The sequence below is a fragment of the Bradyrhizobium sp. HKCCYLS1011 genome (assembly GCF_051167795.1).
GTDB lineage: Bacteria > Pseudomonadota > Alphaproteobacteria > Rhizobiales > Xanthobacteraceae > Bradyrhizobium.
In genome coordinates this window covers 467,088-491,086 of sequence record NZ_JBNPTT010000007.1, presented here as the reverse complement: position 1 = coordinate 491,086, position 23,999 = coordinate 467,088, and the positions used below count along the sequence as shown (strand labels likewise).

The 23,999-nt window shown below is 61.9% G+C and carries 22 protein-coding genes; 7 read left to right on the top strand and 15 right to left on the bottom strand.

Going from position 1 to position 23,999, the window contains the following annotated elements; all coding sequences use genetic code 11:
* Window positions 1-4: 4 nt before the first annotated feature.
* The 14 genes from ACQR1W_RS25395 to ACQR1W_RS25330 all read right to left on the bottom strand — a co-directional run bounded on the left by ACQR1W_RS25395 (window position 5) and on the right by ACQR1W_RS25330 (window position 14,013).
* On the bottom strand, window positions 5-1,027 hold the full coding sequence (locus tag ACQR1W_RS25395) for an amidohydrolase family protein (RefSeq protein WP_434853355.1): 1,023 nt from the start codon (window positions 1,025-1,027) through the stop codon (window positions 5-7).
* A 106-nt stretch (window positions 1,028-1,133) separates the two neighbouring features.
* Complete coding sequence (locus ACQR1W_RS25390; protein ID WP_008968275.1) at window positions 1,134-1,505, bottom strand: MmoB/DmpM family protein; 372 nt, start codon at window positions 1,503-1,505, stop codon at window positions 1,134-1,136.
* 6 nt (window positions 1,506-1,511) lie between these two features.
* The gene (locus ACQR1W_RS25385; RefSeq protein ID WP_434853354.1) at window positions 1,512-2,582 is read right to left on the bottom strand and encodes an aromatic/alkene monooxygenase hydroxylase subunit beta; all 1,071 of its coding nucleotides are present in this window, start codon (window positions 2,580-2,582) and stop codon (window positions 1,512-1,514) included.
* Window positions 2,583-2,636: 54 nt separating this feature from the next.
* Window positions 2,637-3,677 carry an FAD-binding oxidoreductase gene (locus tag ACQR1W_RS25380; RefSeq protein ID WP_434853353.1) on the bottom strand — a complete coding sequence of 347 codons (1,041 nt, stop codon included), beginning with the start codon at window positions 3,675-3,677 and terminating at the stop codon, window positions 2,637-2,639.
* A gap of 94 nt (window positions 3,678-3,771) precedes the next feature.
* Entirely contained in the window at window positions 3,772-5,442 is a 1,671-nt protein-coding gene (locus ACQR1W_RS25375) for an aromatic/alkene/methane monooxygenase hydroxylase/oxygenase subunit alpha (protein WP_434853352.1), read from the bottom strand.
* Between the two features lie 663 nt (window positions 5,443-6,105).
* Window positions 6,106-7,158, bottom strand: coding sequence for an NAD(P)-dependent alcohol dehydrogenase (locus ACQR1W_RS25370; protein WP_434853351.1), 1,053 nt, complete (start codon window positions 7,156-7,158; stop codon window positions 6,106-6,108).
* Window positions 7,159-7,303: 145 nt separating this feature from the next.
* Entirely contained in the window at window positions 7,304-8,347 is a 1,044-nt protein-coding gene (locus ACQR1W_RS25365) for a 5-methyltetrahydropteroyltriglutamate--homocysteine methyltransferase (protein WP_434853350.1), read from the bottom strand.
* A 33-nt stretch (window positions 8,348-8,380) separates the two neighbouring features.
* Window positions 8,381-9,247, bottom strand: coding sequence for a fumarylacetoacetate hydrolase family protein (locus ACQR1W_RS25360; RefSeq protein WP_434853349.1), 867 nt, complete (start codon window positions 9,245-9,247; stop codon window positions 8,381-8,383).
* A complete protein-coding gene (locus tag ACQR1W_RS25355; protein WP_434853348.1) occupies window positions 9,244-9,909 on the bottom strand; it encodes a polysaccharide deacetylase family protein in 666 nt (221 codons plus the stop codon). The genes ACQR1W_RS25360 and ACQR1W_RS25355 overlap by 4 nt, the downstream gene beginning before the upstream one ends.
* Window positions 9,910-9,918: 9 nt before the next feature.
* Window positions 9,919-10,728 (bottom strand): ABC transporter permease, encoded by an 810-nt coding sequence (locus ACQR1W_RS25350; RefSeq protein WP_434853347.1) that lies wholly within the window; start codon window positions 10,726-10,728, stop codon window positions 9,919-9,921.
* Window positions 10,729-10,735: 7 nt separating this feature from the next.
* A complete protein-coding gene (locus tag ACQR1W_RS25345; RefSeq protein WP_434853346.1) occupies window positions 10,736-11,542 on the bottom strand; it encodes an ABC transporter ATP-binding protein in 807 nt (268 codons plus the stop codon).
* The gene (locus tag ACQR1W_RS25340) at window positions 11,521-12,276 is read right to left on the bottom strand and encodes an ABC transporter permease (protein WP_434853463.1); all 756 of its coding nucleotides are present in this window, start codon (window positions 12,274-12,276) and stop codon (window positions 11,521-11,523) included. The genes ACQR1W_RS25345 and ACQR1W_RS25340 overlap by 22 nt, the downstream gene beginning before the upstream one ends.
* Window positions 12,277-12,278: 2 nt before the next feature.
* On the bottom strand, window positions 12,279-13,244 hold the full coding sequence (locus ACQR1W_RS25335) for an ABC transporter substrate-binding protein (protein WP_434853345.1): 966 nt from the start codon (window positions 13,242-13,244) through the stop codon (window positions 12,279-12,281).
* A 64-nt stretch (window positions 13,245-13,308) separates the two neighbouring features.
* Window positions 13,309-14,013, bottom strand: a complete 705-nt coding sequence (locus tag ACQR1W_RS25330; RefSeq protein WP_434853344.1) for a GntR family transcriptional regulator — start codon at window positions 14,011-14,013, stop codon at window positions 13,309-13,311.
* Between the two features lie 191 nt (window positions 14,014-14,204).
* Between ACQR1W_RS25330 and ACQR1W_RS25325 the strand changes: the two genes are divergently transcribed.
* Genes ACQR1W_RS25325 through ACQR1W_RS25310 form a run of 4 tightly spaced genes read left to right on the top strand, consistent with a single transcriptional unit; the run spans window position 14,205 to window position 18,799 of the window.
* Window positions 14,205-14,786, top strand: coding sequence for a 2-oxoacid:acceptor oxidoreductase family protein (locus ACQR1W_RS25325; protein ID WP_434853343.1), 582 nt, complete (start codon window positions 14,205-14,207; stop codon window positions 14,784-14,786).
* 12 nt (window positions 14,787-14,798) lie between these two features.
* Window positions 14,799-16,064 (top strand): transketolase C-terminal domain-containing protein, encoded by a 1,266-nt coding sequence (locus tag ACQR1W_RS25320; protein WP_434853342.1) that lies wholly within the window; start codon window positions 14,799-14,801, stop codon window positions 16,062-16,064.
* A gap of 57 nt (window positions 16,065-16,121) precedes the next feature.
* Window positions 16,122-17,162, top strand: coding sequence for a thiamine pyrophosphate-dependent enzyme (locus ACQR1W_RS25315; RefSeq protein ID WP_434853341.1), 1,041 nt, complete (start codon window positions 16,122-16,124; stop codon window positions 17,160-17,162).
* 11 nt (window positions 17,163-17,173) lie between these two features.
* Complete coding sequence (locus ACQR1W_RS25310; RefSeq protein WP_434853340.1) at window positions 17,174-18,799, top strand: NAD(P)-binding protein; 1,626 nt, start codon at window positions 17,174-17,176, stop codon at window positions 18,797-18,799.
* A 57-nt stretch (window positions 18,800-18,856) separates the two neighbouring features.
* Here ACQR1W_RS25310 and ACQR1W_RS25305 read toward each other — a convergent pair whose 3' ends face one another.
* On the bottom strand, window positions 18,857-19,801 hold the full coding sequence (locus tag ACQR1W_RS25305) for a helix-turn-helix domain-containing protein (RefSeq protein ID WP_434853339.1): 945 nt from the start codon (window positions 19,799-19,801) through the stop codon (window positions 18,857-18,859).
* A gap of 240 nt (window positions 19,802-20,041) precedes the next feature.
* Between ACQR1W_RS25305 and ACQR1W_RS25300 the strand changes: the two genes are divergently transcribed.
* Genes ACQR1W_RS25300 through ACQR1W_RS25290 form a run of 3 tightly spaced genes read left to right on the top strand, consistent with a single transcriptional unit; the run spans window position 20,042 to window position 23,993 of the window.
* Entirely contained in the window at window positions 20,042-21,967 is a 1,926-nt protein-coding gene (locus ACQR1W_RS25300; RefSeq protein ID WP_434853338.1) for an AMP-binding protein, read from the top strand.
* Entirely contained in the window at window positions 21,967-22,938 is a 972-nt protein-coding gene (locus ACQR1W_RS25295) for an ABC transporter permease (RefSeq protein ID WP_434853337.1), read from the top strand. The genes ACQR1W_RS25300 and ACQR1W_RS25295 overlap by 1 nt, the downstream gene beginning before the upstream one ends.
* A gap of 38 nt (window positions 22,939-22,976) precedes the next feature.
* Window positions 22,977-23,993 carry a sugar ABC transporter substrate-binding protein gene (locus ACQR1W_RS25290; RefSeq protein WP_434853336.1) on the top strand — a complete coding sequence of 339 codons (1,017 nt, stop codon included), beginning with the start codon at window positions 22,977-22,979 and terminating at the stop codon, window positions 23,991-23,993.
* Window positions 23,994-23,999: the final 6 nt, after the last annotated feature.

The window sequence follows — 23,999 nt, the reverse complement described above, 5'->3', positions numbered from 1 at the left end:
GCGACTACTCGGCGGCTGCCACTCGAACCTGCTGATCGAGCTTGGCCTTTTGGGCCTCCACATCGATGCCGTAGAGCCGCGCAGCGTTCAGTCCCAGGATCTTTCGCTTGGCCTGAAGCGATAGGTCGACGCCATGCTCTTTCTTGATATCTTCCGGAATCTCGAAGCTCCAGAATTTCTCGACCAGCCATCGCGGCGTCCAGATCGCGTAATCGCTGCCGAACAACAGCTTGTCTTCGCCGAGCCAGAACAGGAGCTCGCTGATCACCTCCGCAAAATAGCGTGGCCGGCTGTGAATGAAGGGCAACGCCACCGCGAGCCCGCCATAGACATTGGTCTCCTGCACGGCGATCCAGCAGAAGTCGTCCAGCCGCGGCAGCCCGCAATGCTCGATGATGAAGTTCAGCCCCTGGAAGTCGGTCGCGGCATGATCGACGTCGTGCACGTCGAATGCGTCCTTGTCGAGCGGGATGATGGTCGGGCCCTTGTGGACATGAATATTGGTAATGCCGAGCTTCTGGCATAGCTCGAGGCACCGGTAAGCGTTTGCATCCGTCAGTTTCCAACCGCGCGATTCGCCCTTCCATTCCGCGGTGTAGAGCTTCACGCCCTTGATGCCGAATGTTTCCTTCATGTAATGGATATATTCGAGCGCGCGCTCGCCGTCGCGGGGATCGAACGCCCCATTGACGATGAAGCGGTCCTTGTATCGCTTCGCCATCTCCGCGTTGCGATCGATCGTGTTGAAGCCGTTCTTGTAGAATTCGGTCAGATAGGTCGACTGCACGATCGCCATGTCGTCCGGCCCATCGACGAACAGATCATTGTACATCTGCTCGGCGCTGTACTTTTCGAATTGCTCCTTCGGCCATAATTTTTCCGGTGGGCTGAGTGACGTGTGATAGGCATAGAAGCAATCGATGAACTGCTTGCCATGGATGTTGAGCTGATTGGCTGGGCTGCCGTCCCAGAAATGGGTGTGCCCGTCGACGACGAAGACCTGCTCTCCGTTGGGAGCTACGAACATGATGTCCTCCTCCGAGGCTCGTGATGCTGCGCTTTGATCGGTATGGATAACGAGGGCAGAGCCTTCGGGAATGCCCGGCTTCGCCCTCCAGGCGAGGACGCCATCGTCACTCGATATATTCGAACACTTCCTCCATGTTACCGAACAGCGTCACGGTGTTGTCGTCGATCCGCACCATGCGGCCGTAGTGAGTCGACGTGTTCACCTCGAAGATCTCGGCCGTCATCTCTTTGCCGAGGATGTCGCTGATCTCATCCATCTTGAACACCAGCTTGCCTTCACCGTCGATACGGATCAAAGCCGGCTGGTAGGTCACGGTCACATTTGGCTTCTTGGCCATGAACTCCGCGATCGCGCGAGCTTCCACGCTGTCGTTCATGGTGACGCCGCACTGGTGAGAGATCGTCTGCTCGAAGACGATGTCTTTCATCTTGTGAAAGATGTTCTGATTGGTCGCTGCTCGTGATGCCACTGACATTGTCCTTCACTCCTTCGGTGCGGCGAGGCCGAGCTCGCCCAGGATTTTCTTGAGGCGCTCGATCGACTGATCCCTTGCGTCGGCATATTGCACCGGCTTGGAATGCGGCTGCGACCAGATGGGTTGCAGGCCGGCCGCCGCCTTTCGCGCGAGCGCGACGTGCTTGCCCAACCAGCTCTGGAACAATCCCTTATTGTGCTGCGCGTGCTGATTATCCGTCACGAGCAGATGGAACAGGTCGATCGCGTTGGCGAGATTTCGCTCGTAGTCGGCCTCGGCTGCCGAGATCACCGACGGCGTCATGAAATCGCCGTTCGAGGAGGCAGCTTGCATCAGGAAGCCGCTCCGGAACAGTTCCCCGACCAGCGGCTCGAAGACGAGGTTGATAGCGAAATATTGCTCGAGATAGTCGGTCGCCCCCATGATCGATTCAACTGCCTCGCGCGTGCCCTGCCAGGTCCGGTCCTCCAGCCACGCGCGCTTGCCGGCGGCATCGTCGAAGCCCGGAATGTCCATCCCGATTTCCGCGAGATAGAGCGTGATGTCCTGCGCCAGGCGGTGCTTGTAGGAGGAATTGGTCAGCGTGGCGTTGTTGATCATCTGCGTGTAGCCGTAGCGCTGCGCCTGCATCAGCGACGTCGCCAGGCCGAACTCGGCATGCTTCCAGGCACCGAGGTGGTTCTGAAGGATCTTGATCCAGGCCTTGTCGAACAGCTGCGTTGCTCCGGACTTGCGCCCGTTCGCAATCACTGACTGAACCATCGCCTCGATCTTGGACTGCCGCTGATAATGGGTCCGCTCCCACTCCTGGTCCGGCGCCCGGAATGCGTGCCAGTTCGAGCTCAGAGCGGCCGTGTTGTCCTTGGTGTAGGCGCCCTTGCCATTCGGAAAGGAGATGATCCAATCCTGGAGCAGATAGCGCTCGGGATCCGGCTGCACGTCGACCGTGACGTCCTCATAGTGCGTCGCCCGCTTTCCTCTCGGCTCGAAATAGCGGTAGCGGCGGCTGTCGGAGTCCGGAAACACTGCGGCGCCGGCCGCGCCGGATCGCACTGCGGAACTTCGCACGGCATTCATCGTATTCCTCCCTTGGTTGATGAATTGTCGATTTGTTGCGTTCGCTCCAGCCGATCAGGTATTGGCCGGCGTGAACTTGTCGAAGAAGATCCGCTCGGCATCGACGCCGCTGATCTGTAGAACCGGAGTCAGCGCGTCGATCATCGGCGACGGGCCGCAGGCATAGACATCCGCGTCGTCACCGCCGCCCGCGCTGCGCAGATGTGCGTGGACGGCTTCATGCACGAAACCGCGCTGACCCTCCCACGCCTGGTCATCTGCCGCATGCGACAAAACCGGAATGAAACTGAAGCTGGGACAGGCTGCTGCAATGGCTGCGAAGCGGTCCAGATAGAACAGATCGTTGCGCGTGCGCGCGCCGTAGAAGAAGCAGACCTGACGGTCTTCCCCCGAAGCAAGGTGATCCTGCAGGATCGACCACAGCGGCGACATCCCCGATCCGCCGCCGACCAGGATCATGGGTCCGGTTCGCCGTTCGCGGCGGAAGCAGGTGCCGTAGGGTCCTTTGAGTCTGATTTGGGCTCCGACCTCGAGCTCTCCGTCGAGCCTGGAGGAGAACCGTCCGTTGGAGTATTTTTTGATGATGAAGCTGAGCGCTTGGCTTTCGCTCGGCGGATTTGCCATGGAAAACGAGCGCGTAATCGCCTCTGATCCCGGGAGCGTGATGTCGACATACTGCCCCGCCCAAAACTTCAGGGGTTCATCCAGCGCAACATCGAGGCGGCGGATATCGTGGGTCAGGGCCGTGACGCTCATGACCGTCCCGCCGAACTCCTTGACGGGAATCGATTTCGACAGCACCTCCTCATCGTAGTTGAGCAGGTCGACCTCGAGATCGGAATAGGCCAAAGTCCGGCATAGCAGGATATAGTCCTGTCCGCGCTCCATCTCGTTCAGTGCGAACGTCGAGTATTTCTTCAGCTCGATCTCTCCCTGGACCAGGACGCTCTTGCATGCGGAGCACTGGCCTTCCTTGCAGCCATGCGGCAAGGCGATTCCCTGTCGAAACGCAGCATCCAACACGGTCTCGTTCTCCTCGACCTCGAACTCAATCCCGACCGGGTTTAGACGAACGACATTGGCAGGCGCGCCCATAGGCTGCTCCTCGACGCAGATGGATGCTGGGCTTTTCGAGAGCCGCGAGCGTGGGACGGGAAGGAGCCGGCGCGGCCGGCTCCTTCGGTGATGCTCAGTTGCAACGGTTGATGGTGAAGCCCTTGCGGTAGTCCGCGAGATGCGCCTCACGCTGATCCGGCGTCATCTCCCGCAAGGTGATCAGCGGGCTCTTCAGCTCATGGCCGCGGACATCGTCGAGGGTCCACATCTCCTTCTGGTCGAAGCGAAGATGCGGCTGCGCGACGAGCGTCTTGCCGTCGGTGCGAACGAAGCCGAGATCCTTGATGGCATCGGCAAGATCCCAGTTGTGGTAGCAGCTCTCCCATTCGCGGCGTCCACTGAACCGTCCCATCGCTGGTGTCGGCCGCCCCTGGTACTCTCCCGCGAACGCCTCGACGGCGGTCCAACGATCGAGCTCATGCGCGAAGGTGTAGAGCTTGCCGTCGATCTCATCAGTGACCATGTCCTCACGGATCAGGCAAGGCACCAGGCATGACCAGCACCGATGGGGATAGACATAACCAACATCAGTGTTGAACAGAATATTGGTCTGGCCGCGGTGCGACAGCTTCTCGTACCACTTCCAAAACTCGCCGAACTGGGCGTACCAGCCTGGATATTTGTGCTCGAACCACTCGAAATCCTTGTCGGTCTGCGCCTCGATGCGCCAGAAATTCGCCGACCAGCCGACCGCGAAGAATTGCGCGACCCTGTGGACGTAGTGCTTCTCGGTCAGGCGCTTCCAGGCGGTCTGCACGTCATCATGATGGATCTTGATGCCGTATTTCTCAAGCGGCAGCATGTAGGTCCGGTAGTAATCCTCGAAGATCCAGCGGTGCCACATCTCCGCATAGGATTCCTTGTTCTTGTCGCGGTTGGTGGTGCCGTATTCGATGAACGTTCCGATTGCCGCGTCGACAATCGCATGGTTCTGCCAGAACGCGTAGCGGAGGTCCCGCTCGATCAGGAGATGGTTCTCCGGCTCCTTGAGCATCGACATCAGCATGGAATGACCATTGCCGATATGCCGGCTCTCGTCGGACTGCACCGACAGGAACACGGTCGGCAGCGCATAGTCACCGTTGCGTGCGGCCTCCGACGGCATCGCCACGAACAGCGTATTGGTGAAGGCGGTCTCGGCAACCACCGTCAGGTAAATGTTGGCCGAGGTGATTGCGTCACCCGTGATGAATCCCTCGCCGAACTGCCGGCCGATCGTGGTCGCGTAGCACTTGCCGAACGCTTCCTCGGTAATGTCGAAGCCGGCCGGATCGATGTAGTTCTCCATGTACCATTTCTTCAGGTTCATCTGGATGGTCGAGTGGCGAAACTCATCGACCATCTGCATGGTGAAGCCGGTCCTTAAGTCCTCACCCGGAGCGAGCCGGCCGACCATCGCCATCGAGCGTGCCGCCGAGATTTCCGGGAACGGGATGATGGCGAGGAACAGCTTCATCCATTCCACCCATCGCGGCTCGACGTTGCGGAACATGTCGCCGCGGAGCGCTGCGTCGAGCGCGCCGTAAACCCGATTGTCCTTCTCCTCCTGCATCGGGAAGTAGGATCGCAGGACCTGCTTCATCGGGTCCTTCGGCGCCTTGGTAATCTTGTAGTCGGTCGGGAAGGTCATCGCTTCCTGGACGTAGGACGGATTCCATCCGAGATCGGCGATCCGCTTGGCCGCCTCAGCGACGGGAATGCCGCGCTGGGCCGTGATCTTGTTGAGTGTCAAAGTTCCGGACATCTATTCATTCCTCCTGCTCACGTCAGAGACCACATCGATATACCACCCGACAGGAACCTGATCGGACCGGGCGGCGCTTACCCGCGCATCGCGGGCAATGTTGCGACCGCTCGCGCGGCCGCACGCTGGATATCGGCAAGGGTCTCGGAACGGCGGGCACAGGCTTTGGGATGACTTGCGATCGCCGGAGCCTCGCTGCTCCTCGATCCCAATCGGTCACCGCCGCTGCTGCGTTCTCCGCCTGGGCGTCCCTTCCCTCGTTCTTGTCGCGACCTGCTGAGGTGCGCGGTCGCCGTTTTTCTCTTGCCCTTGCGTTAAGCAACGGACGTGCCACACCGGCATCTGAGTTGGTCTTGTTAGTTCCCAGCCAAAACGCCGCAGAACGGATGGTCGTGTGGCGCGGAGTGGGTCGACGTCGCAGCCCGGCGAGACGCAAATTGCGACAACAATCGCAAATTGCGACTCAGTCTCACACGCATACGCGTCAACCGCACAGCACCCCTTGCAACGCAGCGTCGACATATTGGCGAGGAGAGATGAGTGAGGAGCCCTGTCCAATCGGCGTCACAGAATGCTCGCGACCAGAGGCATAAGGCAATTACGGAGCGCATCGCGCGAGGCCATCGCGGACGTTTCCGCCCGCGATGGATTGGCACGGCAACCTCACGGAATCAGAACGGCGCGCCCGTGAATCTTGCCAGCATTGAGATCATGCAGCGCCTGATTGGCGTCGGCGAGACGATATTCAGTCGTTGCCAGCTTGACGAAGCCGCGGTCAGCCAACGCCATCAACTCGGTCAACTCCGCCCAGGTGCCGACCAGGTTTCCGATAATGTTTTTCTCGGTGATGACCATGTCAACGGTGGGAACGCGAATGTCTTCGCCGTAGCCGACAACATAGTAGCTGCCCATGGCGCGCGTCATCGCGAGTCCATTGGCGGTGGTGCCTTTCTCGCCGACGAAATCGATCACCGCTTCCGCGCCGTTACGGCAGGTGAGATCGACCACGGCCTCCACCTCGTTGCCGTCGGCTCTGACGAGATGATCAGCGCCAGAGGTCTTGGCAAGTTGGAGCGATGCCTCGGACTTGTCGACGACGACGATATCGGCTGCGCACATGGCCTTCAGACACTGGATCCCAATATGGCCGAGCCCGCCCGCACCGATCACCACGCAGGTCTCACCTGGCAGCAGATGGCGCGTCGCCTTTTTCACCGCGCGATACGCCGTCAGGCCGGCGTCCGCGTAGGGCGCAACGTCCTTCGGCGCGAGTGTGCGCGGCAACGGCACGATGTTGCGCTCCGAGGTGCAGAGAAACTCGGCATAGCCGCCGTTGCAGTCGAGACCAGGAAAGCTTCCCGGCCCATGCATGTCGAAGCCGCGACGGCAGGCCAGACAGGTGCCCCCGGTGATCTTTGGATGGACGATCACCGGATCTCCCTTCTTGAGACCCTCGACCTCCTTGCCGACATCTTCGATCCATCCGGCGTTCTCATGCCCCATGATCAGCGGCAAGAGCTTGTCGCCGGTCGGATCCATGTGGGGCTTCCACACTCCTTCGACGATATGAAGATCGGTGCGGCACACACCGGCGCCGCCGATGCGCACGATCACGTCGGTCGATTTGGTCAGCTTCGGATCGGGAACGCGTTCCTCTTGGACCCATCGCTCTCCCGACAATTTTTCGTCATACGCTCGCAAGACTTGGGCTCTCATGTCATCCTCCGTCTAGCCGGCGAGATCTGCGCTCGCCCTGGCGGAGGATGACGTCAGCATTTTTCGTGCCAGTGGAGTTCCGATGCAGTGCAACGGATTGCGGGGTGCAATCGAGCGAGCCCTTCGCGACGAGGACGAAAACGGGTCAGCCGATCTCCGCACGTAGATTGGCCGCCGCCTCGCACATTGCCTTGAGCTTGCCGAACGCCGTTGCGCGCGGCATGTATTTCATTCCGCAATCCGGTGCAGGTATCAAGCGATCGGCCGCCACGTATTTCAACCCGTTACGAATGCGGTCCATCACTGTCTCGACGCTTTCTATGTTTGGGTCGCCAAGATCCAGCACACCGAGCATGATTTTCTTCGACGAGAGATCCTTCAGCACGCCGAGGTCGAGCTTCGGTTGTGCAGCCTCAATCGAGATCTGATCGGCGATGGTGTCGTCGAGCTCGGCCAGGAAGGAATAGCCGGCCGGCTTGTTCGATCCCGGCACGACCGCGGCATAGCCGAAGCAAAGGTGCACCACCGTCGGAACGGTGATGCCCTTCAGCGCGCGGTTGATCGCCTTTACGGCATAGCGCCTGGCAAGCTCCGGATTGTTGCGTACCCAGGGCTCGTCGAGCTGGATCACGTCAGCGCCCGCCTTTTGCAGGTCAAGCGCCTCGGCATTGACGGCCTGCGCGAAGACCATCGCGAGCTCTTCGTCGTCCTTGTAGAACTCGTTCTTCGCCTGTTGACTCATGGTGAACGGGCCCGGCAGGGTGATCTTCGCGGCACGATCGGTGTTTCTGCGCAGGAACTCCATGTCGCGCAACTCCACAGGTTGCCTGCGTTTCACTGGCCCCACGACGCGCGGCACAGGGGTCTGGGTGTTGCCGGTGCGCGCGGTGATCATCGCGGGATTGTCGGCATCGATCCCTTCAAGGGCCGTCGCGAAGCGGTTCGAATAGCTCTCTCGCCGGATCTCGCCATCGGTCACGATGTCGATACCGGCGCGCTCCATGTCACGGATCGCGACGATGGTCGCATCATCTTGCGCCTGCTCTAGATGCTCCGCAGGCAACCGCCACATCGCATGCATGCGCGTGCGCGGCACCGACTTCGACAGCATGGCGCGGTCCACCAGCCATTCCGGCTGCGGATAGCTGCCGACGACGGTGGTCGGCAGGATATGTGTTGGCAGCGGCACGAGAGGTCTCCTTATACTTGGTGAAGGCGGCACTCAAGCCGCGCGGGCGGCAGCGCCGGGTGCCTCGTCCTTCACCGGATTGCGCAAAATACCTATGCCCGAAATCTCGATCTCGACGACGTCGCCGCCCTTCATCCACAGCGGCGGATTGCGATAGGCCCCGACGCCGCCGGTCGTGCCAGTGACGATCACGTCACCGGGCACGAGCTCGGTGAATGTCGAGCAGTAGGCAATCAATGCTGGCACATCGAAGACGAGGTCCGAGATCAGCGCCTTCTGCACTTCGACGCCGTTGAGCCGGGTGATCAGCGTCTGCTTGCTGATATCTGTCAATTCGTCCGTGGTGACCATCCAGGGCCCAAAGCCGCCTGTGCCGACGAAGTTCTTGCCGGGCGCGAATTGTGAGGTATGCCGCTGCCAGTCGCGGATGGAGCCGTCATTGTAGCAGGCGTAGCCGGCGATATGACTGAAGGCCGCCTCACGTGGAATGCGGCGGCCGCCCGCGCCGATGACGACCGCCATCTCGCCTTCATAGTCGAACCGCTCGGATTCCAGCGGGCGGATCAGGGGCTGCCCGCTGCCGACCTGGCTGTTGGCAAAGCGGGTGAAGATCATCGGGTGCGGCGGCGTGGGATGGCCGCTCTCGGCCAGATGTGTCGCGTAGTTGACGCCGATGCAGAGGATCTTGTCCGGGTTAGGAACGGTCGGCAGCAAAGTCAGCTCATCGAGCGCATAGTCAGGCTGCTGGTCCACGAGCGTCTTCAGTTCGTCGACCGAAGATTTCGTGAGCAGCTCCTTCAATGTCGGGACCTTGAGGCGCTTGCCCGCATCGATCACGGCCCGGTCGGTGACGATGCCGTAGCTCGCTGTGCCAGCGTGGGTGAAGCTCGCGATTTTCATGGCCGGTTACTCTCTTCAATGCAGGAAACGTAGTCTTGAATTGAGAGTACGATCTCGCCGTTGCGGATCGGAACGCATTGCGGCGGAAAGTCCTGCCGGAAGCGCGCGCCGTTCGCGTCAGCGCGATCGAGAAAGCGCTCCAGATGGTCCATGGCGCCGGTTGGCAGATCGTGCAATACCAGCAATGTCCACGGCTGCCGGCTGCACTGGTCGAGCGCACGCTCGATCCATCCATCCGGATCGTCCCAGTCGCGTGGAATCGCGTTCCAGAGTACGCAACTATGCGCGTTGCGCACGAGATGATCGACGACCGATGGCTTCAGCAGGCGCGCGTCGAGATTGCCGCCACCACCAAATGGCCGGAACCAGCGTTGCGGATGCGCGAGATCGCCGATTGCGGCCTGTGTGCGGCCGATCTCATTCCTCGCCGCATCGCGGTCCGGCTGCTCGCCGAGCGGAATGCTGTGCGTGAAAGTATGATTGCCGATCCAATGGCCCTCTCCATGCGCACGAACTGCAAGGGCGCGTCGCTCCGGATCGGCAAGCTTCTCGCCAATGACGAAGAAGGTGGTCTTGAGCCCGCGTGCGTCGAGGATATCGAGCACGCGCGGTGTCACAACAGGATCAGGGCCGTTGTCGAAGGTCAGGGTCAGATCGTACACGCTGATACCTCAAGTCGACGGCTGCATCGCGCCTGACGGGACGTCGTCAGCAGCCTGACCGGCGCGCGTGCCGGTCTGCCAGATTGCCGCCTTGCGCTCGATCCACCGGATCGCGGCATTGAAGGCGATCGCCATGAACAGCACGAGAAGAACGCCGGCGAACACGTGCGGGCTGTCGAGGATTGTACGATAGCGCGAGATCAGATAGCCGATACCGGCGGAGGAGATCAGCATCTCCGAGACGACGACGCCCACGATCACCAGCGCGCCGCCGACGCGCAGACCTGATAGCACCGTCGGTATCGCGGCCGGGATGATGACGCGGACCAGCCGCTGGCTCAGCGTTGCGCCCATGCTGCGCGCCGCAAGCAGGAGCTGCGGATCGATGGTCTGGATGCCGGCAGCCGTCGCGAGCATCGTCGGCAGGAAGCCATAGATCGAGGCGAACGCGATCTTGGATTCGGATCCGATACCGAGCCACACCGTAAAGACCGGATAGAGGATCACGAGCGGTACCGCATAGAGGCTGGACACCATCGGCATGATCAGGATGCGTGGGCGCGGCAGGCTGCCAACGATGGCACCCAGAAGAATGCCGCCGCCGCAGGCGAACGCCATGGAGACGAGGACTTCGTAGAGCGTCACGGCAAGCGCATGACCGTATTCAGCAGCCTCCGTCCATCCGGCCATCAGCGTCGTTGACAGCGGCGGCAAGAACAGCTCGGGAATGAGACCGGTTCGCGGCAGAAGCTCCCACAGCGCAATCAGGCCGATCACGATCAGATATCGCAGCGTCTTCGCACTTAGCCTGATGCTCATCTCCGCCTCACGCCGATTTGCGGATGTGGCGCCAGATGCGATCGCGCAGCGCACCGAAAACATCGCCGCTGAGCATTTCGTAGGTGCGCGGCCGCGGCAACTGGACCTGGAGATGATCGACGACACGGCCGGGCCGCGCCGACATCACGATCACCTCGTCAGCGAGATAGACGGCTTCGGTAAGGCTGTGCGTGACGAAAACGACCGTCTTGCCGGTCGCTGCCCAGATGCGCAGGAGCTCGTCACCCATGGTCATGCGCGTCTGCTCATCGAGTGCTGCGAACGGCTCGTCCATCAGCAGCACCGGCGGATCCTGGACCAGTCCCCGCGCGATCGAAACACGCTGCTTCATGCCACCGGATAATTCGTGTGGATGGCGCCTGCCGAAGCCATCGAGGCCAACCAGCTTCAGCGCGTCCTGTGCCCTGGCCCGGCGCTCGGCCTTGGGCACGCCACGCAATGCCAGCGGAAACTCGACATTGTCCTCCGCCGTCAGCCATGGAAACAGGCTGGGCTCCTGGAACACAACGCCGACCCTGTTCGGGTCCGGCTGCGGCATCGGCGCGCCACTGACGGTGATCGTGCCCGAGGTCTGCTGACGAAGCCCTGCCATCATCATCAACAGCGTCGACTTGCCGCAACCGCTTGGGCCGACCAGCACGGCGAAACGTCCCGGCTTGATCTCGAGCGAGACGTCCTCAAGTGCGACGACATCCTGGGACCGGGTCTTGAAGACCTGGCCGACATTCTTCACCTCGATCGCGCCGGCGCGGCCAGGAGGCTTCAACGGGGTCACGTTCGCCAATGGCTGCATCGCGTCTCTACCCATCTGACAAGCTCGTTGAAGGTCATGGCGACCGCGGCGACCATGACAACCCCGGCGAGGAGCTGCTTCATCTGGAAGTTCTCGCCCCAGGTCGCGATCTGGTGGCCGATGCCGTCGCGCGAGGCGTACATCTCGGCGAGGATCACGCCGGTGAGATTGAAGATCATCGAGATCCGCAACGCTTCGAGCAGCACCGGCAGCATACTCGGCAGATAGACGCGGAACGCGGTCTGCATCGGCGTGGCGCCATAGGAGCGCGCGACTGTGAGATGCTCGACCTTGACGGACTCCACGGCAGTCGTGGTCGACATGATCACGATGAAGATGGTGGAGAAGAAGCCGAAACCGACCTTCTCGGCAAAACCGACCCCAAACACCAGGATGAACATCGGCAGAAAGATCGACTTCGGGATGCTGAAGGCGAAAAACAGCAGGGGCTTGGCCACGTCAGCGAAATAGCGGTTTTCCGCAACCAGAAAGCCGATCACCGCCCCGAAGGGAACTGCCAGCGCGAACGCGGCCAGGACTTCGGTCGCGGTCACCATCAGATCCTTCTGCACGGAAGAGCGCTGGAGGAGTTCGGCGAGCGTCGCGCAAGTGTCGGACGCCGACGGCAGCAGGCGCGGATTGACGATGCCAGTGCGGGACAACACCTCCCATAGGCCCAGGACCGCGATCACGATCGCGATCCTGGCAAGGAGGATGGCGAGCCTGCTCTGCATGTTCACGGCTTGGTCGGAACCGGCTTGAACCTGGTCGAGATCACGTCCTCGACCGGCACGATATCCTTCAGCCCGCCAAGCTTGGCGAGGTCGAGCGACAACTGCACGGCGGCGGTCACATTGTCGCCGCCCATGTTGCCATCGGTTTCGAGCTTCATGATCGTGTTGTCATATTCCATGCCAGCGATCTCCGGCGGCATCTCATAGAGCTCGGCGATCAGTTTGACCGTGACGTCACGATTGGCGCGCATGAACGCGACCGCGCCATAGAGCGCGTTCAACGCCTTCTGCACCATCTCCGGCTTGGCCTCGGCAAACTTGTCGAGCACGATCCAGCCCGCGGTGAGGTTCGGCGGGACCGCAGTCGCGTAGTCGAGGATGGTGCGCGCCTCACCGGATTTGGAGATTTGGAAGCTCAGCGGCGAATAGACCACGGCCGCCTCGACGTTGCCGGCCAGCAGATTGGGTACCAGGCCGCCACCACCGACCGGGACGCGGGTGAAGTCGATCTTCCTGTCCTGGATGGTCCACAGAGCCAGCAGGTCAGACCCAGAGCCGGCGGCAGTGATCGCAACTTTCTTGCCGTTGAGATCCTTGACGTCGAGCGTCGACTTGGTAGGGACCATCAATTGCCAGCCAAAATTGCCCATCGAGGCATTGGCCACAATCCTCGACATCACACCCTTCTTCCGTCCGGCTGAGACCAGCGACGGCGGATCGAGAATGATGTCGGCGGCACCGGCGGCCATACCCTCAAACGTCTCGGCTCCGCTTCGGTAGACGGTCAGCTCGGCCTGGATGCCTTCCTTCTCGAACAGCTTCTGCCGCACCGCCGTCTCGGCGATCGTCGTCGGCCAATAGGTCTTCGTGGGCAGGCCAACGCGAATGGTTTCGGCCGCGCTCGCAGGCCCAGCAAGAATGGCGGCGACGACGAGCGACATGAGCGCATGACGGCGATTGATTTTCATTGTTCGTTTCCTCCCGGTCTTTGCTTCTTGTTTTGCTTCTTGCCTGCCGGATCGTTCCTGATCCTCAGGGGCCGCCGCTGACCTCCGCAATTCGAGATGCGGCGAGCTCAACGAATTCCTTGGTGATGCCGAAGTGCTTTGACAATGCGCGAACTGCCGCATCCGCATCGCGTTTGATCACTGCAGCCACGATGGCCCTGTGTTCCGCCTCGACGTCACGCCGCTTTCCGACCGCTCTGCGGAGCGCGAGGCGCCGATACCTCTCGCTTTGCTCGTGCAGCACATCACGGAAGCCGAGCAGCCATGGCGAGCCACAGGCATTGACGAGCGCACGATGGAAGATGCGGTGGCGGACGACCCACTCCTCGTAATGCACCGTCGGATCGTCCGGATAGTGATAAGGAACGGCTTTCAGGTCTGCCCAAGCGGATTTCACCGACGCGAGCCAGGCCTCGTCGCCCCGCTCGATCGAGCGGCGAAGCGCGAGACCCTCGATGTCGATCCGGGTCTGCGTCACGTCGGCGAGATCGGCGAGCGACACCGGGCTCACCCGGAAGCCGCGCTGATCGGATGCCTGCACGAGCCCATCGGCAACCAGTCGAGAAAGGGACTCGCGCACGGCGGCAAGGCTCACGGAAAACTGCTTGGCCAGCCCCGCAATGTGCAGCTTCTGGCCGGGAAGCAGACGCGTTGCCAAGATATCGGCACGCAAGCGTTCATGCAGGGCCGAGGTCAGGCTGCGGGGACCATCGCCGGAGCTTCCGGACATATGAAACTGAAGCGGACCCATTTTCAGATGATCGCAAGAGAGCCCGCCCGGGTCAACACAAAATCGAAAATCGATTTTTTAGCCTCAGAAGCCGACCTCGCAGCGAACAGAGTTTGATCAAACGCAAGGTGGCTGCCTTGCCACTGGGCCAATCTGTCATTGCATCCGATCACGACGGTCGAAGGACGCCCATGTTTCAGATTCGAATTCACGGTCGCGGCGGACAGGGCGTTGTCACGGGAGCCGAGATGCTTTCGGTCGCCGCCTTCTGCGAAGGACGCCACGCCCAGGCCTTCCCCAGTTTTGGATCAGAGCGCACCGGCGCGCCGGTCGTCGCCTTCTGCCGGATTGCCGACCAGGCGATCCGCTTGCGCGAGCCCGTCCTCGAGCCGGATTGCCTGATCGTCCAGGATCCGACCTTGTTCAAGGTGGTCGACGTGTTCGCCGGCCTGCTTGGCGACGGGTATCTGCTTGTCAACACCAATAAGAGCTTTGCCGAACTTCACCTCGACGCGACCGTCAATCGGCTGCCCAAGGGACACGCCGTGATCGTGCCGGCAACCGAATTGGCGCTGAAGCATGTCGGACGCCCGGTGCCAAATGCCGCCCTGCTCGGCGCCTTTGCCGCGCTGACCCGGTTCGTCCACATCGACAGCGTCAGGCGCGCGATCGAGGAGACGTTTCCGGGCAAGGTCGGCGCCGCCAATGTCGGAGCGGCGGTGGAAGCCTACGAATTCGTCCTGTCGCAGCAACACGCCGCCAGTGCGGCGTAGACGGAGTCCGCGATGCTCAAGCAAATCGAGGGATCGCACGCGATGGCCGAGGCCATCGCGCTCTGCAGGCCCGAGGTCGTCTGCGCCTACCCCATTACGCCGCAGACCCATATCGTCGAAGGCCTCGGTGAACTCATCAAGATGGGCAGCCTTGTCGATTGTGAATACATCAATGTCGAGAGCGAGTTCGCTGCGCTCTCCGTCGCGATCGGCGCGTCCGCCGCCGGTGCCCGTGCCTACACGGCGACGGCCTCACAAGGGCTGCTGTTCATGATGGAGGCCGTCTACAACGCCTCCGGCCTTGGCCTGCCGATCGTGATGACCCTCGGCAACCGCGCCATCGGCGCCCCGATCAATATCTGGAACGATCATTCCGACGCGATGTCGGCGCGCGATTCCGGCTGGCTGCAGCTGTTTGCCGAAACCAACCAGGAAGCTGTCGATCTGCACATCCAGGCCTTCAGAATCGCCGAAGAGCTGTCGATGCCGGCGATGGTTTGCGTCGACGGCTTCATCCTGACCCATGCGGTGGAACGAATCGACATTCCCGACCAGGCGACCGTCGATGCCTATCTGCCGCCCTATGATCCCGTGCAGGTGCTGGATCCCGCAGCTCCGATCTCGATCGGCGCGATGGTCGGGCCCGACGCCTTCACCGAGGTCCGTTTCCTCGCGCACTACAAACAGACCCAGGCGCTCGGGCTCATTCCCGAATTCGCCCGCGAGTTCGCCGAGAAATTCGGGCGCGAATCCGGCGGACTGCTGCGCTGCTATCGCACTGAAGATGCCGAACTGCTGGTGGTCGCGATGGGGTCGGTCTGCGGCACCATCAAGGACACGATCGATGAGATGCGCGACGACGGCATCCGCATCGGGCTCGTAACCATCGTCTCGTTCCGGCCGTTTCCGGTCGAAGCGCTGCGCGCCGCGCTTGCCGGCGCCAAGGACGTCGTCGTGGTCGAGAAGAGCGTCGCAGTCGGCATGGGCGGCCAGCTTGCAGACAATGTCGGCGTCGCGTTGCGCAATCTGCCTCGTGCGCCGCGGCTGCACTCCGCCGTGGCGGGGCTCGGCGGCAGGCCGATCACGCGCGCCTCGCTGCATCATCTGTTCCGGCAGGCCACCGTGCAGCCCTGGGAAGGCACACATTTTCTCGACCTCAACGAGCGCGTGGTGGGCCGCGAGATCCATCGCAGGCGCAAGAGCCGTCGTTCGGGACCGACAGCCGAAAACATTCTGCGCCAGCTCGCCATCGCATCCGGCCTGCCGGCCACCGAGTGAGGCGATCCCAAGGATGTTGCCAAGGATCTTGCCAAGGATTTTGCCGAGGAACATGTCATGACCGATCCCGTCGCGACACTCGCCCCCGAGGACGCCGTCCAGAAGCTGAAATACTATCAGAAGGGAACTTTCACCGTCGGCAACCGGCTGGTCGCGGAAGCCGAGCGCTCGGTTCAGGCCTCCCGCGATCGATCCAATGCGTTGACCTGCGGGCATCGCGCCTGTCAGGGATGCGGCGAGGCGCTCGGTGCGCGCTATGCCATCGACGCGGCGATGCGTGCCACCAACAACAACCTGATTGCGGTCAACGCGACCGGGTGCCTGGAAGTTTTCACCACACCCTATCCGGAGACGTCTTGGCAACTGCCCTGGCTGCATTCGCTGTTCGGTAACGCGGCCGCGGTCGCAACCGGTGTCGCGGCGGCGATGCGCGTGAAGAAGCGCAGCAACGTGCGCGTGATCGCGCAGGGCGGCGACGGTGGCACCACCGACATCGGCTTTCAATGCCTGTCCGGCATGTTCGAGCGCAACGATGATGTGCTCTACATCTGCTACGACAACGAAGGCTACATGAACACGGGGGTGCAACGCTCCTCCGCGACGCCGCCGACCGCCCGCACCGCGACCACGCCTGCGGTCGGGCCCGAGCCGGGCAATGTGTTCGGGACCGGAAAATCCGTGCCCCGTATCGCCGTCGCCCACAATATTCCCTATGTCGCCACGGCGACGGTCGCCGATCTGCATGATCTCGAGCGCAAGGTCATCAAGGCGATGAGCATTCACGGCGCCCGCTATATCCAGATCGACGTGCCCTGCCCGCTCGGCTGGGGCGCGGCATCACAGGATACGATCCGCCTGGCGCGGCTTGCCGTGGAATGCGGCCTCTATCCGATCTTCGAGGCGGAGCACGGCAAGGTCACGCAGGTGCGCAAGATCCGGCGCCAGGTGCCGGTGGAAGACTATCTGAAGCTGCAACGCCGCTTCGCACATCTGTTCCGAGGCGGCCGCGAAGACCCCCGCGTGGCACGACTGCAGGCGATCTGCGACGCCAACATCGCGGAATACGGCTTGGGCAACGCGGCGGCCGACGAAGAGTGAGGATCGCGATCATGGAACATCCCTTTGCCATTACCCTTGATGTCGGCACCTCGCTCATCAATCACACCGGATCATGGCGCACGCTGCGGCCCGAATATGTGCATCGGCTGCCGCCCTGCAATCACGCCTGTCCGGCCGGAGAAGACATCCAGGGTTGGCTTGCTTACGCCGAGAGCGGCAACTACGAGGCCGCTTGGCGCGCGCTGACGGAGAACAATCCGCTGCCCGCGATCATGGGGCGGGTCTGCTATCACCCGTGCGAAAGCGCCTGCAACCGTGCGGCGCTCGATTCGTCTGTCGGCATCAATTCTGTCGAGCGCTTCTTGGGCGACCTCGCAATCAAGAACGGCTGGTCGTTCAAGCAGACCGCACAGCCGTCTGGCAAGAAGGTGCTGGTGGTCGGCGCGGGCCCGTCCGGCCTGTCGGCGGCCTATCACCTGGCGCGGCTCGGCCACGGCGTGACGATCAAGGAGGCCGGTCCGCTGCCGGGCGGCATGATGCGCTTCGGCATTCCCAAATACCGCCTGCCGCGCGACGTGCTGGATGCGGAAGTCAAGCGCATCACCGATCTCGGCGTCGCCATCGAGTACAATGCCAAGGTCGCCAATATCAGCGATGTCATGACCGAGGGCGGCTTCGATGCGGCCTTCCTGGCCGTCGGCGCTCACATCGCCAAGCGCGCCTACATTCCGGCCGGAGAAGCCGCCAGGATCCTGGACGCCGTGCTGGTGCTGCGCTCGATGGAAGGCGAGGACAAGCCGCTGCTCGGCCGGCGCGTCGTGGTCTATGGCGGCGGCAACACTGCGATCGACGTCGCGCGCACCGCCAAGCGGCTCGGCGCGGAGGAAGCCATCATCGTGTACCGCCGCACCCGCGAGAAGATGCCGGCCCATGATTTCGAGCTGGAGGAAGCGATGGACGAAGGCGTCATGATGAAATGGCTGTCGACCATCAAGAATGTCGAGGCCGGATCGATCACCGTCGAGAAGATGCAACTTGACGACAAAGGCTTTCCACAGCCGACCGGCGAGTTCGAGACGCTCGAGGCCGATTCCGTCGTGCTCGCGCTCGGTCAGGACGTCGATCTCTCATTGCTGGAAGGCATCCCCGGCATCGACGTGAAAAACGGCGTGGTGCAGGTCGGCCCTAACATGATGACCGGCGTACCCGGCATCTTTGCCGGCGGCGACATGGTGCCGTCGGAACGCACTGTCACGGTGGCGGTTGGGCACGGCAAGAAAGCCGCCCGCAACATCGACGCCTGGCTGCGTGGCGAAGCGCACGTGCCGGCGCCGAAACATGAGATCGCCACGGCCGACAAGCTCAACACCTGGTATTACGGCGAGGCGCCGAAGACGCTGCAGCCGATCCTGGAAACCGCGCGTCGTACCTCGACCTTCGAGGAGGTCGTCAAGGGACTGGACGAGAGCAACGCGCTCTATGAGGCGCGCCGCTGCCTGAGCTGCGGCAACTGCTTCGAGTGCGACAATTGCTACGGCGTATGCCCCGATAATGCCGTGATCAAGCTTGGCCCGGGCAACGGCTTTCAGATCAACCTCGACTATTGCAAAGGCTGTGGCATCTGCGCCCAGGAGTGTCCGTGCGGCGCGATCCGAATGGTTCCGGAAGCGATCTGAGAGACTGACGATCTCTGGAGTGCTGATCTCGATGTTCTCTGCGAACCTCCGATAGGCCTAGCGCCGCCGCAGGTCAGACGGGCTATGTCCAAATTTCTTCCGAAACACTGTACTGAAGTGCGACGAGCTGCTGAATCCGAATCGATAGGCGACTTCGGTGACCGAAAGCGAACGCAGCTCCGGCCGTGTCAGGACGTCGTAGCATCGGTGCAGACGGCGATCCGTGATCCACTCCGAAACCGACATGTCCGTCAGGCGAAAAAGATAATGAAGATGCCTCAACGAGACGCCGTTGCTCTTCGCAATCGTCTCGAGCGAAAGATCGGGATCGGTGAGATGCTGCTCGATCCAGGCCTTGACCGAGCGCAGACGACTCTTCTGTGCAGTGGCATCCTCCGAGAGTTCGTCCTTATCGCCCATATCGAGCGCAAGTGCGAGGACATCCATCAGCTCGGTGCCGAGCCGGGATCTGACGGTCTCGTCAAGCGATGATCCCTGGGCTGCGATGGTCGCGCAGAATTCTGCGGCAATGCGGCCAAGCCCACGCCCGGTCGGGATGGTCATCGCAACGGGAAGCTTGCTCTCGCTGAATCGCGCCGCGAATTCCTTGCGCGGGATCTCCAGATAGAGCGACCGGACCTTCCCCACGCATTCCAGATCATAGGCCTCGGACGCCGAGAAGATCGCGCCGACACGGGGATTGGATAGCAGCGTCTGACTTGCCTGGAGGATGTTGACCTTCCCGCGCTGTACGAACTCGACATAGTAACAATCCTTGTCGAGCTTCGCGATGTGTCGCTCGCGCCGCGTGATCCTCTGCTCAGACAACAGCACGTCCGTCATCGTCACAGTGCCGAACCGCGCTTCCCGGACGAAGCCTTCATAGTCGGAGCGCCGTTCTGCGTTGACGTCGACATGCACATAAACGTCGCAAATGGCATCCTGCCAAGCCGCGTAGCGCTTGGACGGCTCCAACTCATCCGTCGTGAACACCAGATCCATTGGTCGCCCTTGCTGCAGGTGCGAGACCCTTGCGCGCTGCACAAATCCGCGAGCAATCAAATTCTAGAGTTCCATCCGCGCTGCGCAAGCGAACTTTGCGCGCAGACGCAAAAGCTTTGCGCTCCCGGGCAAGCCTCATCGGGGATGGCAAGCTATGGACACAAAAAATGGGAGGGATGCGTTTGTACGCGCCGGGGTCGGCACCGGACCGCGCGAACGGCTGCTCCAAGGATAGCAGCAATGGTTTTCGGCCAGGCTTCAACGATCACGACAAGGTTCACCAGACCTGTGAGGTCCATTGCCGATATCGAGGCGTTGGAGCGTCTGTCTTACGATTCCCTCGTCCCGGCACGCAATCTCCATGACCTCTTCGAAGCCACGGCGCGACTGCACCCCGACAGGCCCGCACTGACGGTTATGACTCCTCCCGAATCTCCTGAGGTCGGCCTCACACATTGTCAACTGCTGGCCGAAATATCCCGCGCGGCGAACTTATTCAGATCCTACGGCATCACACCTGACGGGCCGACGGTTGCGGTGCTCTGCCCTATCCTGCCGCAGATATTTCCCGCGCTACTCGGCGCCCAGGTCGCCGGCGTCGCAAGCTCGATCAACTATCTGCTGAACGAAGACGCGATCGTCGACCTGCTCGAAGCGCAGAATGCCTCCGTGCTGATGATCCCGTCAGAATCCGCCGATCCGGCGATCTGGCGCAAGGCGAGCAAGGTGGGCGCACGAGTCAGAGCCTTGCAGCAGATCTTGGTCGTCGGCGAGAGCGGCGGTCTCACGGGCCGACTGGTGGACTTTGATCAGGCGAATGCAGGCCAGCGCGACACACTGGATTTCGAGCCGTCGCACGATCGCCAGTCGGTGTGCGCGCTGTTTCATACGGGAGGGACGACTGGACGTCCGAAGCTGGTTCGCCTGACGCATGGAAATCAGATCCATGCCGCCTGGAGTTTTGCCCAGGTTCACGGGCTGGACGAGCAGGACACCGCCTTGAACGGATTTCCGCTGTTTCACGTCGGCGGCACCATGACCGTCGGTCTTTCGATCCTTGCAGCCGGCGGCCATGTCATCATCCCCTCGCCCTACAGCCTGAGAAGCCCGGAGGCCATCCGCGACTACTGGCGCACTGTGGCACGCTACCGCGCGACCATCGTCAGTGGCGTGCCGACATCCATCGCCGCGCTTGCCGAGGTGCCGATCGGCAACTGCGATATCAGCACGGTCAGGATGGCGCTGACCGGCGGCGCGGTGCTGCCAAAAGCGATCAGCGATCGCTTCCAGGCTCGGACCGGAATCAAGCTGTTCGAAACCTACGGCATGACGGAAACTGCCGCTGCGATCGCCTTCAATCCGGGACGGGGCGAACCGCTTCAAGGCAGCGTCGGCTTCCGGGCGCCGTTTGCGAAAACCAGGATCGTGGCGCTCGGGGATGCAGATATGGCCAGAGAGTGCCCGCCGCTCACTAGCGGCCTGGTGCTGGTCCAGGGCCCGCAGGTCTTTCCTGGCTATGTCGATCCCAAGCACAACCGCGGCGTCCTCACCGACGATCATTGGATCATCACCGGCGACGTCGGCTATCTCACCGAAGATCAGCGGCTGGTTCTCACCGGCCGGGAAAAGGATCTGATCGTCCGTAGCGGACACAACATCGATCCCGCGGCGATCGAAGACGTCGCGAATGCGTTTCCCGGCGTGCAAATAAGCTCGGCGGTCGGCATGCCAGATGCCTACGCTGGAGAGGTTCCGATTCTTTTTGTGGTACCCTCGCCGAACCAGACCATCGATATCGCGCGGCTGCAGGAACATCTCGAACTCAACGTCCACGAACCGCCTGCGCGGCCGAAGCGCGTCGTGCTGTTGGACGCGCTGCCGGTCACCGCCGTCGGCAAGATCTTCAAGCCGACGCTGCGCGACCTCGCCATCCAGGAGAAGGTGAGGACAGAGATCGAGCGCATCTTCGGCACGGCCATGTCTGCAGAGATCCAGGTCGACAAGGATGACAGGCTGAACACGGTCGTCCGCGTGTCGGTCGGCTGCGACGACAAAGCACTGCTGAACCAGCTCGCGGAGAGCCTGTCCGCGCTGCCGCAAACCTATCGGATCGAGGGCACGTCGCCAGGCGCGTTCGCTCAATCCGGAGTCGATGAGAGCAAATGATGAAGCGTTTTCGGTTCAATCAGCAGGAAATCGTGTTCGTCGTCTTCGCGGCGCTGTTCCTCGCATTCTCGATCTTCCTCAACGGCTTCCTCACCGCCGACAACATGCTGACGCTGCTGCAGAACGTCGCCGTGCTCGGGATCCTCGGCCTCGCCATGGCGATCGTGGTGATCGGTCGAGGCATTGATCTCTCGCTGATCGCGACGCTCGCGGTTCCAGGCGGGCTCGTGCTGCAGATGGTGCAGAACGGGCACTCGCTCCCCGCATCGCTGCTGGCCGCCGGCCTGCTCTCGATTGCGATTGGGCTGGTCAACGGCTGGCTCATTGCCTACGCCGAAGTGCCCCCGCTGTTTGCAACACTGGCCACCGGCCTGTTCGTCGCGGGGCTCGGCCAGGCCGCGCTGTTCCAGCTCGACGTCGTGCAGTGGAGCGACAGCATGGCAGGGTTCGAACGGCTCGGGCAAGGCAGCATTCTCGGCATCCCCACCTCGATTGTGATGTTTGCGATCGCCTGCCTCGTGGTGTTCGTACTGCTGCGCCGGACCCGCTGGGGCGCCTACATCTATGCCATCGGCGATAATCCGTTCGCCGCGCGCGTTACCGGTATTCCGTCGCGGCCGATTGTCGTGCTCCAATATGTGCTAGCGGCACTGATCGGCTGCTTCGCCGGCCTGGTGATGGCAGCATCCGTCAATTCGATGCCGACCCGCATCTTCAATTCGACCCTGATCTATGACGTCATTCTCGTTGTGGTGCTCGGCGGGATCGGGCTGTCGGGCGGACGCGGCGGCGTCGTCAACGTGATCATCGGCACCTTGCTGATCGGGACCATGCTGAACGGCATGACCATCCTGAACATCCCCTATGCCGGCCAGAACCTGATCAAGGGCGTCGTGCTGCTGATCGCGGTCATCACGGACACATTCTTAAATCCAAGGAACGAAGAAACTGCCCAGCAAGGCGACATCTAGGCCGCCGAAGCATCAAAGCATCAAGCAAGGAGGAAACAATGCTGCGCGCTCATCAGTTTGCATGTGGGATCATCGCCGGATTGTCGTTTGCGAGCGTTGCCGTGCCGGCGCTCGCCCAGCAGGGGCTCGACGAGCCGTTCCAGAAATCCTTCCGCGAGGCGCTGGCCGGCAAGACGGTGGCCTATGTGCCGGTCGCCATGAACTTCGATCTCACCGAAGGCTGGTATGCCGGCCTGAAGAAGGAGCTCGAACCCTACGGCGTCAAGTTCGAGATCCGTGATCCCAACTGGAACACCAATGCCGGCGCGCAGGCCGTCACCTCGCTGATCTCCGAGAAGCCTGCGGTCATGGTGATCCATAACCCCGACGTCCAGACCTACGCCAAGCTGCTGCAGCGCGCCGAGAATGAAGGCATCTACGTCATCCAGATCAACATGGGCTCGGCCTATCGCAGCTCAGCCTTCGTCGGCGCAAACTGGATCGAGATCGGCGAACGTCAGACCGAGGGCGTGGTGAAGGCTTGCGAGGGCAAATCGAACAAGATCGCAGTGATCCAGGGCGCGCTGTCCGCCGCCGCCAGCGCCTACACGCTCAAGGGCGTCGAGAATGTCCTCGCCAAGCATCCGGAGATCAAGGTCGTCTCCAGCCAGGCCGCCGATTGGGATGCCGCGAAGGCCAAGGCGATCACGCAGACGGTACTGAAGCAGAATCCCGATCTCTGCGGCATCGTCGGCTTCTGGGACGGCATGGACATCGGCACCGCTGCCGCCATCAAGGAAGCCGGTCTCACGGGCAAGGTGTTCCTGGCAACATCAGGCGGTGGCGAACGCAAGGGCGCCTGTGAGCTGGTCAAGAACGGATCGTTCGACCTCGATATGAGCTACGACGTGCCGACACAAGCGGCGCAGATGGCCGGGACGATCAAGTGGCTGCTGTCGTCAGGCGCCAAGCCCGGCTCCATCAAAGGCTCAGAATACACGACGCTGATTCCGATCACCAAGGACAACGCCGACAGCCAGACGGCGTGCTGGAATCTCTCCGATCTGAAGAAGTAGTCCGCC

Coding starts and splice junctions, on each gene's coding strand:
- ACQR1W_RS25395 (WP_434853355.1), bottom strand. CDS start 1,027: ATGTTCGTAGCTCCCAACGGAGAGCAGGTCTTCGTCGTCGACGGGCAC.
- ACQR1W_RS25390 (WP_008968275.1), bottom strand. CDS start 1,505: ATGTCAGTGGCATCACGAGCAGCGACCAATCAGAACATCTTTCACAAG.
- ACQR1W_RS25385 (WP_434853354.1), bottom strand. CDS start 2,582: ATGAATGCCGTGCGAAGTTCCGCAGTGCGATCCGGCGCGGCCGGCGCC.
- ACQR1W_RS25380 (WP_434853353.1), bottom strand. CDS start 3,677: ATGGGCGCGCCTGCCAATGTCGTTCGTCTAAACCCGGTCGGGATTGAG.
- ACQR1W_RS25375 (WP_434853352.1), bottom strand. CDS start 5,442: ATGTCCGGAACTTTGACACTCAACAAGATCACGGCCCAGCGCGGCATT.
- ACQR1W_RS25370 (WP_434853351.1), bottom strand. CDS start 7,158: ATGAGAGCCCAAGTCTTGCGAGCGTATGACGAAAAATTGTCGGGAGAG.
- ACQR1W_RS25360 (WP_434853349.1), bottom strand. CDS start 9,247: ATGAAAATCGCGAGCTTCACCCACGCTGGCACAGCGAGCTACGGCATC.
- ACQR1W_RS25350 (WP_434853347.1), bottom strand. CDS start 10,728: ATGAGCATCAGGCTAAGTGCGAAGACGCTGCGATATCTGATCGTGATC.
- ACQR1W_RS25345 (WP_434853346.1), bottom strand. CDS start 11,542: ATGCAGCCATTGGCGAACGTGACCCCGTTGAAGCCTCCTGGCCGCGCC.
- ACQR1W_RS25340 (WP_434853463.1), bottom strand. CDS start 12,276: ATGCAGAGCAGGCTCGCCATCCTCCTTGCCAGGATCGCGATCGTGATC.
- ACQR1W_RS25335 (WP_434853345.1), bottom strand. CDS start 13,244: ATGAAAATCAATCGCCGTCATGCGCTCATGTCGCTCGTCGTCGCCGCC.
- ACQR1W_RS25330 (WP_434853344.1), bottom strand. CDS start 14,013: ATGTCCGGAAGCTCCGGCGATGGTCCCCGCAGCCTGACCTCGGCCCTG.
- ACQR1W_RS25325 (WP_434853343.1), top strand. CDS start 14,205: ATGTTTCAGATTCGAATTCACGGTCGCGGCGGACAGGGCGTTGTCACG.
- ACQR1W_RS25320 (WP_434853342.1), top strand. CDS start 14,799: ATGCTCAAGCAAATCGAGGGATCGCACGCGATGGCCGAGGCCATCGCG.
- ACQR1W_RS25315 (WP_434853341.1), top strand. CDS start 16,122: ATGACCGATCCCGTCGCGACACTCGCCCCCGAGGACGCCGTCCAGAAG.
- ACQR1W_RS25310 (WP_434853340.1), top strand. CDS start 17,174: ATGGAACATCCCTTTGCCATTACCCTTGATGTCGGCACCTCGCTCATC.
- ACQR1W_RS25305 (WP_434853339.1), bottom strand. CDS start 19,801: ATGGATCTGGTGTTCACGACGGATGAGTTGGAGCCGTCCAAGCGCTAC.
- ACQR1W_RS25300 (WP_434853338.1), top strand. CDS start 20,042: ATGGTTTTCGGCCAGGCTTCAACGATCACGACAAGGTTCACCAGACCT.
- ACQR1W_RS25295 (WP_434853337.1), top strand. CDS start 21,967: ATGAAGCGTTTTCGGTTCAATCAGCAGGAAATCGTGTTCGTCGTCTTC.
- ACQR1W_RS25290 (WP_434853336.1), top strand. CDS start 22,977: ATGCTGCGCGCTCATCAGTTTGCATGTGGGATCATCGCCGGATTGTCG.